The sequence below is a fragment of the Ureibacillus endophyticus genome (assembly GCF_024159215.1).
In the GTDB taxonomy this organism is placed as follows: domain Bacteria; phylum Bacillota; class Bacilli; order Bacillales_A; family Planococcaceae; genus Ureibacillus; species Ureibacillus endophyticus.
Genome location: NZ_JAMYWW010000001.1, coordinates 1,354,513 through 1,369,691, shown reverse-complemented (window position 1 = coordinate 1,369,691; position 15,179 = coordinate 1,354,513). Strand labels below are relative to the sequence as shown.

At 35.6% G+C, this 15,179-nt stretch carries 16 protein-coding genes; 6 read left to right on the top strand and 10 right to left on the bottom strand.

Features of this window, described 5'->3' with window-relative positions; all coding sequences use genetic code 11:
- Positions 1 to 11 precede the first annotated feature (11 nt).
- The 5 genes from rbsD to NKR20_RS06615 form a co-directional block, all read right to left on the bottom strand.
- A complete protein-coding gene (gene rbsD, locus NKR20_RS06635) occupies positions 12 to 401 on the bottom strand; it encodes a D-ribose pyranase (RefSeq protein ID WP_121214795.1) in 390 nt (129 codons plus the stop codon).
- The gene (gene rbsK / locus NKR20_RS06630) at positions 398 to 1,276 is read right to left on the bottom strand and encodes a ribokinase (RefSeq protein WP_253424619.1); all 879 of its coding nucleotides are present in this window, start codon (positions 1,274 to 1,276) and stop codon (positions 398 to 400) included. The genes rbsD and rbsK overlap by 4 nt, the downstream gene beginning before the upstream one ends.
- The gene (locus tag NKR20_RS06625) at positions 1,273 to 2,259 is read right to left on the bottom strand and encodes a LacI family DNA-binding transcriptional regulator (RefSeq protein ID WP_121214797.1); all 987 of its coding nucleotides are present in this window, start codon (positions 2,257 to 2,259) and stop codon (positions 1,273 to 1,275) included. The genes rbsK and NKR20_RS06625 overlap by 4 nt, the downstream gene beginning before the upstream one ends.
- 333 nt (positions 2,260 to 2,592) lie before the next feature.
- Complete coding sequence (locus NKR20_RS06620) at positions 2,593 to 3,300, bottom strand: gamma-glutamyl-gamma-aminobutyrate hydrolase family protein (protein ID WP_121214798.1); 708 nt, start codon at positions 3,298 to 3,300, stop codon at positions 2,593 to 2,595.
- 111 nt (positions 3,301 to 3,411) lie between these two features.
- Positions 3,412 to 5,085, bottom strand: a complete 1,674-nt coding sequence (locus NKR20_RS06615) for a formate--tetrahydrofolate ligase (RefSeq protein ID WP_121214799.1) — start codon at positions 5,083 to 5,085, stop codon at positions 3,412 to 3,414.
- Positions 5,086 to 5,272: 187 nt separating this feature from the next.
- Here NKR20_RS06615 and NKR20_RS06610 point away from each other — a divergent pair, with 187 nt between their 5' ends.
- The gene (locus NKR20_RS06610; protein WP_121214800.1) at positions 5,273 to 5,473 is read left to right on the top strand and encodes a cold-shock protein; all 201 of its coding nucleotides are present in this window, start codon (positions 5,273 to 5,275) and stop codon (positions 5,471 to 5,473) included.
- A 117-nt stretch (positions 5,474 to 5,590) separates the two neighbouring features.
- Here NKR20_RS06610 and NKR20_RS19525 read toward each other — a convergent pair whose 3' ends face one another.
- On the bottom strand, positions 5,591 to 6,130 hold the full coding sequence (locus tag NKR20_RS19525; RefSeq protein WP_366519773.1) for a PstS family phosphate ABC transporter substrate-binding protein: 540 nt from the start codon (positions 6,128 to 6,130) through the stop codon (positions 5,591 to 5,593).
- Positions 6,131 to 6,733 carry a hypothetical protein gene (locus tag NKR20_RS19520; protein WP_366519707.1) on the bottom strand — a complete coding sequence of 201 codons (603 nt, stop codon included), beginning with the start codon at positions 6,731 to 6,733 and terminating at the stop codon, positions 6,131 to 6,133.
- A 150-nt stretch (positions 6,734 to 6,883) separates the two neighbouring features.
- On the opposite strand from NKR20_RS19520, the gene NKR20_RS06600 reads away from it, so the two are divergent.
- Positions 6,884 to 7,564, top strand: coding sequence for a phosphoribosylaminoimidazolesuccinocarboxamide synthase (locus NKR20_RS06600; protein ID WP_121214802.1), 681 nt, complete (start codon positions 6,884 to 6,886; stop codon positions 7,562 to 7,564).
- A gap of 366 nt (positions 7,565 to 7,930) precedes the next feature.
- On the opposite strand, the gene NKR20_RS06595 is transcribed toward NKR20_RS06600, so the two are convergent.
- Positions 7,931 to 8,788 (bottom strand): malate synthase, encoded by an 858-nt coding sequence (locus NKR20_RS06595; protein ID WP_253424615.1) that lies wholly within the window; start codon positions 8,786 to 8,788, stop codon positions 7,931 to 7,933.
- 519 nt (positions 8,789 to 9,307) lie between these two features.
- On the opposite strand from NKR20_RS06595, the gene NKR20_RS06590 reads away from it, so the two are divergent.
- Together NKR20_RS06590 and NKR20_RS06585 are read left to right on the top strand one after the other, a co-directional pair.
- Complete coding sequence (locus tag NKR20_RS06590) at positions 9,308 to 9,649, top strand: PadR family transcriptional regulator (protein WP_121214804.1); 342 nt, start codon at positions 9,308 to 9,310, stop codon at positions 9,647 to 9,649.
- Positions 9,633 to 10,301 carry a DUF1129 family protein gene (locus tag NKR20_RS06585; protein WP_121214805.1) on the top strand — a complete coding sequence of 223 codons (669 nt, stop codon included), beginning with the start codon at positions 9,633 to 9,635 and terminating at the stop codon, positions 10,299 to 10,301. The genes NKR20_RS06590 and NKR20_RS06585 overlap by 17 nt, the downstream gene beginning before the upstream one ends.
- Positions 10,302 to 10,382: 81 nt before the next feature.
- On the opposite strand, the gene NKR20_RS06580 is transcribed toward NKR20_RS06585, so the two are convergent.
- Positions 10,383 to 10,973 (bottom strand): C40 family peptidase, encoded by a 591-nt coding sequence (locus NKR20_RS06580; RefSeq protein ID WP_121215449.1) that lies wholly within the window; start codon positions 10,971 to 10,973, stop codon positions 10,383 to 10,385.
- A 211-nt stretch (positions 10,974 to 11,184) separates the two neighbouring features.
- The gene (locus tag NKR20_RS06575) at positions 11,185 to 12,072 is read right to left on the bottom strand and encodes a LysR family transcriptional regulator (protein ID WP_253424612.1); all 888 of its coding nucleotides are present in this window, start codon (positions 12,070 to 12,072) and stop codon (positions 11,185 to 11,187) included.
- 88 nt (positions 12,073 to 12,160) lie between these two features.
- Here NKR20_RS06575 and NKR20_RS06570 point away from each other — a divergent pair, with 88 nt between their 5' ends.
- Positions 12,161 to 13,390 (top strand): MFS transporter, encoded by a 1,230-nt coding sequence (locus tag NKR20_RS06570; RefSeq protein ID WP_253424610.1) that lies wholly within the window; start codon positions 12,161 to 12,163, stop codon positions 13,388 to 13,390.
- 93 nt (positions 13,391 to 13,483) lie between these two features.
- Positions 13,484 to 15,054 (top strand): IS3 family transposase gene (locus tag NKR20_RS06565; protein WP_419095286.1). Its coding sequence is split into 2 segments (ribosomal slippage): positions 13,484 to 14,123 and positions 14,123 to 15,054, totalling 1,572 coding nucleotides; the frame shifts between segments, so codons are not numbered across the junction.
- The last annotated feature ends 125 nt before the right edge of the window (positions 15,055 to 15,179 follow it).

Sequence of the window (15,179 nt, the reverse complement as noted above, 5' to 3'; positions counted from 1 at the left end):
TTAGAAGTTTTTTAAAATATAACGCCGCATTGTAAAATCACATTTGCATAAGGTGATATTTCACCTGTTCGGATAATTAATTTTGCATTTTTTGTTTGTAGTTTAAATTGTTCGTGTGTTACATAAGTAATTTCCGGCAAAAGACTCGTCAGTTCATTAGAAACCTTTTCATTCACTTGCTTCACTTCTTCTGCAACAATTGCCGATTCTACTACTAAATCATCTAACACAACGTTTAAAATTGTGATAAATCCCGGTTCCCCTAATTTATAAGATAAGTCGATACACGGTACACCATCTGGGATTGGCAAACCGCAATCCGCAATAACGATTTGATCAGTATGACCTAATTTCGCAAAGTGTCCTGCTAATTCGCGATTTAAGATTCCGTGCTTTTTCATTTCAATTCCTCCATACGTGCCAAAACAGCTTCATTCGATGGCATGCCACCTTGCGCTCCAAACTTTTCTACAGAAAGAGAAGCTGCGATATTGGCAAACTGCACGGCTTTATCGATTGAATAACCACTAATAATCGCATGGGCAAAGGCTCCATTAAATGTATCCCCTGCACCCGTTGTATCGACTGGTGTTGTTTTATAGCCAGTAATTTTTACGATCTTCTCGCCATTATGGAAAGCAGCACCATCCCCACCTAAAGTAACAATCATTTTATTTGGGTATTTGCTTAAAATCGCTTCCACATCGGCTCCAAATAAGTACTCACATTCCGTTTCATTTGGCGTTAAATACGTTACTTTTTCGATCCATTCTTTTTTGAAGTTCCCAGCAGGTGCTGGATTTAGAAGGACTGGGATGTTCAACTGCTGACAAAGATCTAATACGTATTCAATCGTTTCAACAGGAATTTCAAGCTGTATCATAACAAGTGAACTTTTTTTAATACGCTCTAAGTTCGCATCAACTACTTCTTTTGTGACATCAAAGTTTGCCCCTGGAACAACGATAATTCGATTATCACTATCGTGCAGTAATATATTTGCTATCCCAGTAGAATTAGTTGTTTTTGCAATGGCCTCCACATCGATGTTTTCATTTTTTAAATTGCTATATAATTCCTTACCGAAACTGTCTTCCCCTACAGCACCAATCATTTGTACTGGGCTTCCAAGTCTTGCTGCTGCCACAGCTTGATTTGCTCCTTTGCCACCTGGGATAGTTGTGAATAAATTTCCTAATACCGTTTCACCTTGTTTCGGGAAGATGTCTGTCTTAACGACGATATCCATATTGATACTTCCGATTACTGTAATCATAATGGACCCCTCTCTTTTGTTGTTTCACGTATGAGCAATTGTGGTTCAATCTGTTCACTGAAGCTGTTAGTTGATTTTCCTTCAATTTGCTCGATTAAAATCTGAGTTGCTCGTTCTCCAAGCTTATAAATATCTTGCGCCACTGTTGTTAAACTTGGCGTTACCACTTTTCCCATTTGAATTCCATCAAAACCAACTATTTGAAGCTGTTCTGGAACTTTCAATCCTAAACGGTGGGCCGCTTTTAATGCACCGATTGCAGAGGCATCACTAAAGGCAAAGATACCGTCAATTTCAGGATGTGCTTGTAAGGTTTCGTAAGTTAATTGTTCAGCCGTTTGGAAATCATGCTTACTTTCAACCATATGTATTTCAACATTATTACCTTCTACAGCTTTGAAAAATCCTTTTAATCGTAAATTTGTAGACGTAACTGATTTCGGTCCACTAATGCAAAGAATATTTGAGACACCATTTTCGATTAAATATTGTGTTCCAATTTTTGCACCCTTTTCGTTATCAGTTGTAACTGTTGGGATATTGACGTTTAACGGACGGTCAAGCGCAACAATTGGTATGGACAAATTATTGCTATAGTTATCTTGATCTAATATCGTTGTTAGAATTAGACCCGCAACATATTTCTTAGATAGTGCTTTAATATAATGTTGTTCTTTCTCTATATCTTCATCGGAATTACACAGTATGACCGTATAACCATGACGAAAAGCAGTATCTTCAACTGCTCGAGCCAACTCCGGGAAAAAGGGGTTGTTAATATCCGGGATGATTAAACCAATCAAATCCGATTGTTTCGTTGTTAACGTACGTGCCACTTCGCTCGGAGTATAATTTAATTGTTTAATTGCTTCTTCAATCTGAGCCCGAGACTTCTTCCCAACATATCCACTGTTATTTAAGTATCTCGAGACCGTTGCGACAGATACATTCGCTAGCTTTGCCACATCACTAATGTTCGCCATTTTTTCTCTCTCATTTCATCATTTTTATCATTGTGGTACCGGTTACACAAAACGTATCAAATGTGTAATCGGTTCCACAATGACACAAACTTTTTACAGTATGTCACAATTAGCGAGATTAAGCTATACTTAAAAAAATTATTCTTTTTTTAAAAAAATAGTATATTTTCTGAACTTTAAACAAAGCTTTCAATTAGCATTGTTAATTCATAATGTTAAAGGAAGGTGATGCCGTAATGTTATTTTATTAACTCACAACTAAATCGATGGATGAATCAGTTTAAACTATAAGAAAAGGATAGATGCACAAGTGGTACCTATCCTATTGTTCAATTATTGACACGCTCTTATGAATTCTAAAAACAACCTAAAGTTATTATCGTCTAATTTATAGTTGAACTCCGGATGCCATTGAACGGCTAATACGAATTTTTTATTTGGCATCGAAACTGCCTCTATCAATCCATCATCAGCAGTTGCCATAGGGACTAGCTGTTCAGAAATAGTTTTTATCCCCTGATGGTGATAACTATTTACTTTCATAGAATCTATTTGGAGAATTTTATGTAGCATGGACCCTTCTCTTATATACACACTGTGAATAGGTTCTGTATATGGTGGGTTTTGTTTATGTTGAATCTGACTTTGACTAACCTGAGTTGGAATATCTTGATATAATGTTCCTCCTAACAACACGTTAAATACTTGCAGACCACGACAAATACCAAATGCAGGTTTATCTAATTCTAGTACTCTTTTAAAAAGAATGGTCTCCATCATATCTCGTTCACTACACAGTTCCCCACATAACTCTTCTTTTTCTTCACCGTATAACGCTGGATTGATATCTTGACCACCTGTAAATAAAAATCCATCAAAGGATTCTGCTAATCTTAAGATAATCTCCTCATCCGTTGTTAACGGCAACATAATCGGGATTCCACCTGCATCCTCAATCCCTTTCATGTATCCAGGCAACATCCAGTAACTTTCTTTTTCAGAATCATATAAGGGTAAAACACCTATCATCGGCTTCTTCATATCATTTTCCCTCCCTATTTTTTATTATCATTTTTTTGGAAGAAAAAAACAAATCTATTATCAATAAAAAACATCTTAACGATTTGGTCTCGTTAAGATGTTTTGTTTTTACTAGAATAGCCCTACTGCTTCCCCATTTTCATCAACATCCATGCGAAGTGCAGCAGGTGTTTTAGGAAGTCCTGGCATTGTCATAATATCTCCTGTTAAACAAACTAGGAATCCAGCACCGAGTTTCGGGATAATTTCACGAACAGTAATTGTGAACCCTATTGGACGGCCTAATAATTTCGGTTGATCCGACAAAGAATATTGTGTTTTCGCCATACAAACCGGTAACATATCCCATCCAAATGATTCGATTTGTGCCATTTGTTTTTTTGCCTCATCTGTAAATTGTACACCAATTCCACCATACACTTTTTGCACAATGGCAGTGATTTTTTGTTCAATGGAATCAGAAATCTCATAAATTGGAGAAAAATTATTCGGTTGGTCTAGTACTTCTAAAACTTCCCGTGCTAATTCTAGACCACCTTTTCCTCCCTCTTCCCATACATTTGTGCGAGCGATGCGAAGGTTTATTGATTTTGCCCAATTTAACACAACAGCTAGTTCTTCCTCAGTATCGGTAATAAAACGGTTTAGAGATACGATTGGCTCCACGCCAAATGCACGAACTGTATCCACATGCTTCGCTAAATTTGGTAACCCATTTTGAACTGCTTCTACATTTTCTTCTGATAATTGGGATTTTGCTACCCCACCATGCATTTTCAAAGCACGAATAGTTGTTACAACAATTACCGCGCTTGGTGCAAATTCGCCTTGTCGCGCTTTAATGTTCATAAACTTTTCTGCTCCAAGATCTGCCCCAAAACCAGCTTCTGTAATGACGATATCCGCTAACTTACGAGCTGTTTGTGTTGCAACTATGGAGTTACAACCATGGGCAATGTTTGCAAATGGCCCACCATGGATAATCGCAGGTGTTCCTTCTAATGTTTGCACAAGGTTTGGTTGGAATGCATCTTTTAATAATAAAGTTAATGCACCTTCCACACCTAAATCACGCACAAAAACGGGCTCCTTTGCATACGTATATCCTATAACGATATTTCCCAAACGCTCTTTTAAATTTTCGAGACTTGTTGCTAAGCAGAACACCGCCATAATTTCAGATGCCACGGTAATGTCAAAGCCATCTTCTCGCGGAATACCTTGACCAGGTCCACCAAGGCCAACGACTACTTTACGTAAAGCGCGGTCATTCATATCTAATGCACGTTTCCAAATAATACGTCGTGGGTCAATTTGAAGTACATTTCCTTGATGAATATGGTTATCGATAAACGCTGCTAATGCATTGTTCGCCGTAGTAATCGCGTGTAGGTCGCCAGTGAAGTGCAAATTGATATCTTCCATTGGCACAACTTGCGCATATCCACCACCAGTTGCTCCACCTTTGATACCCATTACTGGACCTAATGACGGCTCACGTAATGCCACCATCACGTTTTGATTTAGCTGTTTTAATGCGTCTGCTAAACCAACTGTTACAGTAGATTTTCCTTCTCCTGCAGGTGTTGGGCTTGTTGCTGTTACTAACACAACTTTTCCAGATGGTGTACCTTGAATGAGGTTTGTGTTAATTTTTGCTTTATATTTTCCGTACGGTTCAATTGCTTCAAGGGGAATATTCGCAGCCTCCGCAATTTCAGTAATCGGCTTCATTTTTGCGGATGTTGCAATTTGTAAGTCTGATAATGGTTTTGACACAGTCATAACGTACTAACCTACTTTCATATGTTCATTCTATATGTTAGCTTACCATTTAACAGGAAAACCTTTCATATTTTTCGAAAAATGTCGAAATGTTGACACCTATCTTGGAATCATGTATATTTTATTCGTAATAATCATAATTTTCTTAATGTTGCCATTAACTATTTCTAAGGGGGAGAACGACTCTATGCACCAAGGCAAAGTAAAGTGGTTCAATAATGAAAAGGGTTACGGCTTTATTGAATGCTCCAATGGTGAGGACGTTTTCGTTCACTTCACTGGCATAAAGGAAGAAGGATTTCGAACGTTAGAAGAGGGACAAGATGTAACATTTGATATCGTGGAAGGAAATCGCGGTCCCCAAGCTTTAAACGTCATTAAACTATAAGGTAAGGGTACCAGTCGATCTTGGGCTGGTTTTTTTTATTGAGGTTTTATGGGCGGTTTTAATGGGTTTATGGGCGCTTTCCAACAATTTATGGGCGAATAAAAAAACCCTAAAAAATTAGGGTTCTAATGGTACATATCCAACTTTTTCTACTAATTGTTGACCTTGCTCAGATAATACCCAATCAATCAATTTTTCAACATTCGGGTTTGTCGAGCCAGCTGTGACAATATAAAACTCCGAAGATATCGGGTAACTATCATTTCGAATATTTTCTTTTGTCGGTGCTACCCCGTTTACCTCCAACAATTTAATTTGATCATTTTTCACCATTTCATTTGAGTAATATCTAAAGGTATACCCAATAGCATTTTTAAAATTTTTATATTGAGATACTTCACGAATGATCTCTCCCATCCCAGTAGCAATTTGTTCTGTAGGAGCCTCTTTAATTGGCGTATCCCCCATTAACTTTTGTAATGCCGTTTGAGAGCCACTTTCTTCAGGACGTTGGAATGCACGGATTTCGTCATTATTTCCGCCAACATCCTTCCAATTCGTAATCTCACCAGAATATATCCCTTTAATCTGATCTAGAGTTAATCCATCCACTTTATTTTTCTGATTCACAAAGAAAACAAATGCTTCTCTTCCAATTTACGTAAGTTTCAGTTCCTTCCCTAAACGCTTCGCATAGTTTTGTTGCGAATCAGATGGACCCGCTGCAAAAATCATATCCACCTTGCCTTTGATTAAATTATCATAGGCATCCGGTGTTGTATTGACCATCACTTCACTATCGTATGGGTAATAATCCTTTTCCGGATAAGTTGCTTGCACAATGGCTGAATAGAGCGGGTATAACGCTGTTGCTCCATCAATTTTTGGCAAATCTTCCGTAAGCTTCAACGTAGCTTCTTCCTCTAGCTCCACCACAATGGATTCTTCAGAAAATGGGCGATATTGATAAATGTCCACTTCTGCATCAACAGTAGGAATTGAATTTAAATACAATTGTTTTATTGGTGAAATGCAAGCAATGGCCAGCGCCACTCCACTGACAATCCCAAATACCATTTTCCGTTTTTTCGTTTTGAAGAATTTATAAATATTGAAAACTATTAATAGATAAAGAATCACAGCAACGACTAAAATTAGCGGAATATAGTGCAGTTGACCAGCTAATAAAAACATGAACGATACAGGTGCTAATACAAATAGAAAACAGAATAAAACCAACAATGAACTAAAGAAATTCAAGGTAAATACCTCCTCTCCTTTATCATTCGACATAAATCACTAGAATCCTACTTTTTTAGGGAGTTTTCTAGTTAGTTCGAATTTTCCGACATCAACTGCCAACTTTATATTATAATAATGGATGTAACATAACATGTAAGGAGAATGAAAATGGAACTTAAATATACAGGTAAAACGAAAAATGTATACAAATTAGAAGATGGTAATTATTTATTACAATTCAAAGATGATGTAACAGGTGTGGATGGCGTGTTTGATCCAGGCGCAAACTCAGTTGGGTTAACATTAGAAGGTGCTGGCCGCGCAGGATTACGTTTAACAAAATACTTTTTTGAAATTTTAAATGAAAAAGGCATTCCAACGCATTATATTGATGCAAATATCGAAGACGCGACTATGACAGTTAAGCCTGCCGAAGTGTTTGGGAAAGGTCTTGAAGTCATTTGCCGTTACCGTGCAGTAGGAAGCTTCTTACGCCGCTATGGATTATATGCAAAAGAAGGACAACCTCTTGACGCATTCGTGGAAGTAACATTAAAAGACGACTTACGCGAAGACCCACCAATTAGCGAAGACGCATTAGATATGCTAGGCATCTTAACTAAAGCTGAATACCAACAACTAAAATCACTGACTCAACAAATCGGAAATGTCGTAAAAGAAGAACTTGCGAAAAAAGGTATCGAACTATACGACATCAAATTCGAATTCGGACGAGTTGGAGAGGACAAACAAATCGTTCTAATCGACGAAATTTCAGGCGGCAACATGCGTGCTTACAAAGACGGAGAATATATCGAGCCACTTGAATTAGAGAAGATGTTTTTATAATAGAATTAGAAAATGAGAAACGAGTTTGGAACAAAAGGTGGTTTTTAAAATTTATTTAGAAATATAGTGATGAAAATCTGCTATTTAGAAAAAGTTGATTGGAATGGAGTGTGGCTGAGTGTAGCTGACGGCATTCGCCTTTCGCTACAGAGCACAGCTTCCTGCGGGAATAGCATGAGCCGAAAATCCATTTTTGCCGGCCATTGTCGGCAAAAATTAGTTGAGGCCATGCCCGCGGAAAGCGTCCACACGGAATGGAAATCAACGTTCTTCAGATCAAAAAGACACCATTTTTCAAGTTAGAAAAATAGTGTCTTTTTAGTTTTGTCCCAACCCCGTTTTCTTTGACTAGCTTTAATTCGACCATTACTTATTTAAAGTTAATATACCTTTCGGAAGTGTTATATCGTCCACTGAAATATTATTCATTTTACAAAAATGGAATAAAAATTGTTGGACCATTTGTTTTTCCATTGGATCTTTTTTAATTGAGTAAATATCTAAGATAATTTGAGCCATCCATTCATTATCAAAATATTTATATTTTCCAGTATTCCAAGAAATTTTATTAGGTGATTTTTTATTTTTATAGTATTTCCAAAAAGGCATTTGCTTCGATTCTTCCTCTGACAATTGGATGTTATAATTAGAATGCGCTGGAATAAACCCGCTTTCATTTAACTTCCCGATATAACCTTTTTTCACCATAAACACTCCATGAATAAGGCGATCCTCTTCCTGAGTACCAGGTTCTTTGCTTGTTAATAAAACTGCGCTATTTTCATGTACGCGATTCATTTTTACTGGTTTGCCTTTATTGACACCGCTTTTAACCTCACCAACAAAAACTTGACCTTTTTCAAACACTCTATGGCTCTCTTCTTCGTCACACCAAAAAACAACTTGAGATTCTGGATGTAACTTATGATTATTAGTTAACTTATCGTATTCTAATTGTTGTTTTTGTTTTTTTCGATGTTTCAAAATATCCTGCTCTTTAAGTAGCTCAGCAGCTTTTTTTTCAACCTCTTTTACTTGTAGAATTTCATGTAAAACTTTTGCTTCCGTCTTATCATGCAATGTTAAGTATTTAGAAAAACCTTCTGGATACATAAACTTTTTTTCTTCCACACTAAATTGCACCTTCACACTAAAATCAGTTATTGAAACAATTACACCTTCACCAAATTGCTTATGTGTAACTTTTTTATCAATTAAATTCATTATTTATTTTCCTCCATTCGAATAGCTCAGTTTAGCTATTTTCTTTTACTTTTAACCGTGTATAACCGTCCAAACTCATTCGATGAAGAAAAAAAAAGCATTTTAATTTCCTCTGACCACGTACAGAAAAAATTAAAATGCGTTCGCTCATCAATTATTATTCAATTATATCACATTGTTTAACTAAGAACAAATTTCAATCCGCACGGTAAAACATTAATATATTATTAACAATCGAATTCGTAGTGATTCTTATAAAATCTTTCTTTTCCTTCACCACCCTTCTTCACTATGCGCCTTAAATTCTTTGCATATAATGAGAGACAACAAAAAAAACTGCTACTAATTTCCCTTTTTGCATAACAACTTAATTTTCCACAAATGAATTTATGATTATGAAACACAGCTTTAACTTTGACAACTATTTGGTAATGCAATATAGTATTAACAAAGGCTACTTTGTTTTACAAGGTAGTAATATTTTTAGGTTGCTATCTTGTATTACAAGGGAGTGTTTAAATGTCCATTCGTACGCAATTATTAAAGGGGATTTTAGATGGTTGTGTGTTATCAGTTATTGAAAAAGAGGTTGTGTATGGGTATGTATTATCTCAAAAGCTACAGCAAGCAGGACTTAAGGATGTTAGCGAAGGAACGATTTATCCGGTGTTACTACGCTTGCAGAAGAATGGCTATATAAAAGGAGAAATGCGCCCATCTCCTGCTGGTCCAGACCGCAAATATTATGAAATTACGCCACTTGGGAAAGAAGCTTTACAAGAAATTAAGGAACAATGGGCTGCCATTGCGCAACCGATTACGGTGTTATTAGGGGGGAATCAAAATGAAGAAACCAATTAAAACACTCATAGCAGAAAATAATAAAAAGCGAAAATTACTAAATGAAGAAAATGTAACCTATTATGAAAATTTTCTAACGTATATACGATCTCATTTATTTAAGGATGAGCGTGCGACAGAAGAAGTGTTACTAGAGATTGTGGATCATTTATTGTTAGCACAGGAAGAAGGAAAATCAGCAGAAGAGGTGTTTGGAAAAAATCCGAAAGAACTGGCGGATGATGTCGTAGAGAATCTACCGACTGAACCTTTCCGAAATATCTTTGTATTTGGTGTAGAGTTAATGACCACGTTATTGGCTAGCTTTACGGTTGTAATTGGAATAATGGATATTTTTATGGGACAGTCAAAAACCATCTATGCAGGAAATGCCTTGTTCATTATCGGTGCGTTCATGGCTTTGTTAGCGTTGGTGATTTGGATATTCATGAAAATGCTAAAGGAAGATTCCTTTAATCCATCAAAGTCCAAGAAATTCTATGTCTTTACAGGGCTAACATTTATGATAGGTTCCATAGCGATTGCTCTACTTGCCAACAAGATGCCAGCATTTGGCCGCGCAATCGAATTAGGTGAGTATGGTATGTTTGGTGTAGGATGTGTGCTTGTTCTAATATCGTTCCTAATGAAAAAAATCCGCGAACAACGATGAAAAACAAAAGAGGAATTGTTTATCCACAATTCCCCTTTTTCTACCTTTGCTATATTCACGGGAACAATCCCCTTTTATCCCCTAGATACGTCCATAACTAGTTAAATGTGATTTCCAGTAACCTGATTGAATCGAAGCGATGTTTACGCTTTTTCCACTCGCATTAATCATTTTCCCATTTCCAATATAGATACCTACGTGAGAAATACCTGCTTTATATGTATTACTGAAGAATACTAAATCCCCCACTTTTGGAGTCGTTACTTTTTTCGCCATGTAATAGTAACCTGCTGCTGATGTGCGACTAACAGATTTTCCTGCGTTTTTAAATACATAATATACAAATCCAGAGCAGTCAAAACCTGATGTTGATGTTCCACCGAATACATAAGGTACACCTAGATAGTTCTTCGCAATATTCACCAATTGTGTGGATGAAGAAGCAGCAGTAGACCCATTCACCTGTAATTTTTGACCAACTTTAATTTTTGTTGAAGTTAATCCATTTAATTTCATAATTTCTGTATACGTAGTTCCGTATTGTCTTGCGATGCCTGATAATGTATCATTACTTTTTACCGTATATGTTGCTGCTGATGCACCGGATACCGTTGTAAATAATAGTGATGCACTTAAAGTTATTGATGCTAATACTTTAGTTAATTTTTTCATAATCTACTTAAACCTCTATATCTATGTAATATTTTATATTTTGTCTACGAGATACATAGTATCAAAAAATTATTACATACTTATTACAGGTTGGTTAAAAATAGCATATAATACAAAGATATAACAAATTACACTGTAGTTTTAAGTGAAAATACATGAAAAAAGCACTATCTAATATTTTTGAGATAATCCCAAAATCATTATATTAATATCATTCTACCTTCAAAAACGAAATCAATTTTTCCACTATCATTTTGTTCGGACAGTCCTTACGGTAAATTAAGCTATACGTAACCGGTGTATCAAATGGAGAATCAGTTAGTTTTATCGCCTTTAATTGTCCCCCTGCAATGTATGGATCATCTTTTAACATTAAATCCGATAAAATACTAACACCTAATCCTTCTATAACAGACTTTTTGATCACCTCAGAATTGTATGATGAAAATAAAATGTGTGGTTCTCTTTCTGAAAAGCGGTGCATTAAATTCGCAAAATATTCATAGCCATACACGATAAAAGAAGTATTGTCTAAATCTTTTAGTGAGATTTGTTGAAATAATGCATATGGAGAATGTGTATTTACTATTAAATAGTAGTTGCTTGAAATTGGTAGAGTACGAACATGTAGAATCTCTTCATTTATTTCATCTGACTTTGCGATAAAACCTAAGTCCACTTCCTTATTTAAAACGCGTTCAATCACTTTAGGATTATCTGATTCGAAAATTTTGTAATTAATCCTTGGATGGATGTTTTTAAATTTTGCGAAGGTTTTCGGTAATATCGTCATAAATACCCCTGGAACAGTCGCTATTACAAGATTTCCAAACAAATCACTCTGTCTGTTTTTCACTTCTTGCTTTATATCCACTGTTTTTTGATATATTTCCATGAGTTTCGGCAGCATCCATTTACCATCCTCAGTCGGGATCGTCCCTTGTCTTGAACGTTGAAATAGTTTGATTTGCAGTTCCTTTTCAAGGGCTGTGATTGCTTGACTAATCGCTGATTGACTCACAAATAACTTTTGTGCTGCAATGGTAATCGATTTATGTTCTAAAACATTTTTTATATAGAGTAGTTGTTCAAAGTTCATATTACTCCCCTTTTACATAAGAAAAACTTATTTAAATCTTCATAATTATTAATTATACATTAGAAATTCTTCAATATATAATAACCTAATGTTAATTATTGGAGGGTACATTATTTTGAATGACTCGATATGGAATAAGAACTTTTTATATTTATGTGGTAGCAATTTTTTAATTGGTCTAATGTTTTATATGCTTGCTACAACATTACCCTTATATGTTCAGGTAGGACTAAATGGCGATGAAAAACAAATGGGATTAATCATTTCCGTTTATGTGTTAGGAAGCGTGTTTGCACGAATCTTCTCTGGTGCACTCGTAGACCGATTTGGGCAAAAAAAGATGGGGATGATTGGATTTTCCATTTTCTTCATCATGTGTATCGTCTATTTCGGTGTAAAAAATGGTCTGGTTTTATTTCTCATCATACGTTTTATTCATGGCATGAGTTATGCCATTGCATCGACTGTTACCAATACAACGGTGATCAGTATTTTACCTGCTAAACGTAGAGGAGAAGGCATTGGTTATTTTAGTATGTTTATTAGTTTAGCCATGGTAGTAGGACCTTCCTTTGGTTTATTTTTATGGAAGGATGAAAATATTTATATTGTTTTAATTGCAGTTGTCATTTTATCAGCCATTGCACTTCTTTTAATGAAATTAATTGAGCTCCCGAAATTAGATGAACCAACTACGCCTACTAAATTTGAATTTAAAAATATCATTGAAAAGAAGGCAATTCCTATTTCCCTTGTGTCCTTTTGTTTATTTTTTTCATATAGCTCACTATCTGGTTTTTTAGCTTCCTATACAAAGGAAATCAACCTTGCAAAAGTGGCTAGCATTTTCTTTGTACTGTATGCCATCATGATTGTCGCCTTCCGACCATTTATGTCAAGATTGTTTGATAAATTTCCTGTCCATTATTTTTTCTATCCTTCTATGCTTGCATTTGGAATAGGGATGCTACTTTTAAGCCAAGCAAATTCTAATTTTGAAGTATTAAGCGCTGGCGTCATCATGGGCTTTAGTTATGGTATATTGACACCTTGCTTACAAAATACCGTTGTAAATCAAGTACCAATTAATCGAAGTGGAGCAGCGACATCAACATTTTTCTTATTGGCTGATCTCGGTTATGGTTTAGGTACTTACATACTAGGAGCATTAGCTTCATATAGCGATTATCGTGTCATGTATGTATCATCGGCAATAGTAGCATTTATTGCGATGGTCATTTACTTTGCTTTCTATCATCGAAATGTTAGAAAAAACAATATGAATATAAATGATAAACTTGTAGGAAACCAACAATAGTGCAAAAAAAGAGTTGTCTGAAAAGTGATATGCTCCCAATTAGGTAGACAGATGAATTAAAAAAATCATCTTACCTAATTGGGGGCATTTTGTATGGGATTTTATAAGTATCCTAAAGAAGTGATGTTATCAATCATCCGTTTATATATGGCGGGAAATTATTCTTTTGAACAGCTAGGAGCGCAATTTAAAATTCATAAAAGTACCATTAAAGAATGGTGTTTAAAATTTGAAGTTTTTGGAGAATGCGTATTTGATGATCATTTTCCACAACGTCAATATACAAAGGAACAGAAACTGCTCGCAGTCAATGATTATTTAACTGGTGACTATTCCTTGTATGAATTGATGATGCAACACCAGATTTCCGGCAGAACGATTTTAATGAAGTGGGTAAAAAAGTATACTGGTCATAGTAAATTAAAAGATTCAGGTAAAGGAATGAGCCAAACTATGACCAAAGGACGCAAAACTGTAGAAGAAAAAATTCAAATCGCACAAGAATGTTTAATGAACGGAAAGAATTATCAAGAAATCGCAACGAAGTACCAAGTTTCTTATCAACAGGTGTATCAATGGGTGAAAAAATATGAAGTTTCTGGTGAACATTCTTTAGAGGACCGACGTGGACGAAAAAAATCGGAAGAAGAACGAACAGAATCAGAGAAATTACAACTAAAAATTAAACAAATAGAACGTGAAAATGAACGGTTACGTGCGGAGAATTTATTACTAAAAAAGTTAGAGGAGCTGGAGAGGAGGCATCGTTAACACAATATCGATCACAACAATGTTATGAAGCCATTGAAGCGGTTCATCAAGAAGAACAAATATCGATTGTCTTATTGTGTGAGGTTGCCGAAATTAAGCGTGCCGCCTTTTATAAATGGAGAAACCGTAAACCATCTAAGCGACAATTAGAGAATGAAGAATTATTAGAATCGATTCGCCTTCTACATAGCCAAGTGAATGGTATTTATGGCTATCGCCGCATAACTCTTACATTGAATCGAGAAAGAACTATTAACAATCAACCAGTAGTAAATGAGAAGCGTATTTATCGATTAATGCGTTTATTTGGTATACAGGCGGTTATTCGTCGTAAGCGGAAAAGATATAAAAAGTCTCCTGCAGACCATGTGGCAGAAAACATTTTAAATCGAGAATTTAAGGCGGAAAAGCCAAATCAAAAATGGTGTACAGATGTCACAGAATTCAAATACGGGGACGGACAAAAAGCATATTTAAGCGCCATCCTTGATTTATATGATGGTTCAATTGTCGACATCACTATTGGAAAATCGAACAATAATCCACTTGTATTTCAAAATGTAAAAGCAGCTATTCGACAGTTAAATCCAGGTGAAGCACCGTTAATACATAGTGATCGAGGTTATCAATATACATCAAGGAAATTTAAAACCATTTTAGAAACAGCTAAAATGAGCCATAGTATGTCACGTGTGGGACATTGTATCGATAATAGTCCGATTGAAAGCTTCTGGGGCAAGTTGAAATGTGAAATGTATTATTTAAAAAAGTTTAAAACGTATAACGAATTAAAAAAAGCAATTGAAGTTTACATAGATTTTTATAACAATAAACGTTACCAAAAAAGATTAAACGGCTTAAGTCCTTTAGAATTTAGGTCTCAAGCCGCTTAAATCATTTTTATTATTTACACTGTCTAATTGACGGGGAGCAGTTCAAAGTCATTTTGAGACAGCTCCTTTGTGACGAGGATGGTGACAACCACCGCAGGAACAATAATTCATAAGAGATATTTATC

Coding starts and splice junctions, on each gene's coding strand:
- rbsK (WP_253424619.1), bottom strand. CDS start 1,276: ATGATTACAGTAATCGGAAGTATCAATATGGATATCGTCGTTAAGACA.
- NKR20_RS06615 (WP_121214799.1), bottom strand. CDS start 5,085: ATGACTGTGTCAAAACCATTATCAGACTTACAAATTGCAACATCCGCA.
- NKR20_RS06625 (WP_121214797.1), bottom strand. CDS start 2,259: ATGGCGAACATTAGTGATGTGGCAAAGCTAGCGAATGTATCTGTCGCA.
- NKR20_RS06580 (WP_121215449.1), bottom strand. CDS start 10,973: ATGAAAAAATTAACTAAAGTATTAGCATCAATAACTTTAAGTGCATCA.
- NKR20_RS06610 (WP_121214800.1), top strand. CDS start 5,273: ATGCACCAAGGCAAAGTAAAGTGGTTCAATAATGAAAAGGGTTACGGC.
- NKR20_RS06590 (WP_121214804.1), top strand. CDS start 9,308: ATGTCCATTCGTACGCAATTATTAAAGGGGATTTTAGATGGTTGTGTG.
- NKR20_RS06575 (WP_253424612.1), bottom strand. CDS start 12,072: ATGAACTTTGAACAACTACTCTATATAAAAAATGTTTTAGAACATAAA.
- NKR20_RS06600 (WP_121214802.1), top strand. CDS start 6,884: ATGGAACTTAAATATACAGGTAAAACGAAAAATGTATACAAATTAGAA.
- NKR20_RS06595 (WP_253424615.1), bottom strand. CDS start 8,788: ATGAATTTAATTGATAAAAAAGTTACACATAAGCAATTTGGTGAAGGT.
- NKR20_RS06620 (WP_121214798.1), bottom strand. CDS start 3,300: ATGAAGAAGCCGATGATAGGTGTTTTACCCTTATATGATTCTGAAAAA.
- NKR20_RS06585 (WP_121214805.1), top strand. CDS start 9,633: ATGAAGAAACCAATTAAAACACTCATAGCAGAAAATAATAAAAAGCGA.
- rbsD (WP_121214795.1), bottom strand. CDS start 401: ATGAAAAAGCACGGAATCTTAAATCGCGAATTAGCAGGACACTTTGCG.
- NKR20_RS06570 (WP_253424610.1), top strand. CDS start 12,161: ATGTTAATTATTGGAGGGTACATTATTTTGAATGACTCGATATGGAAT.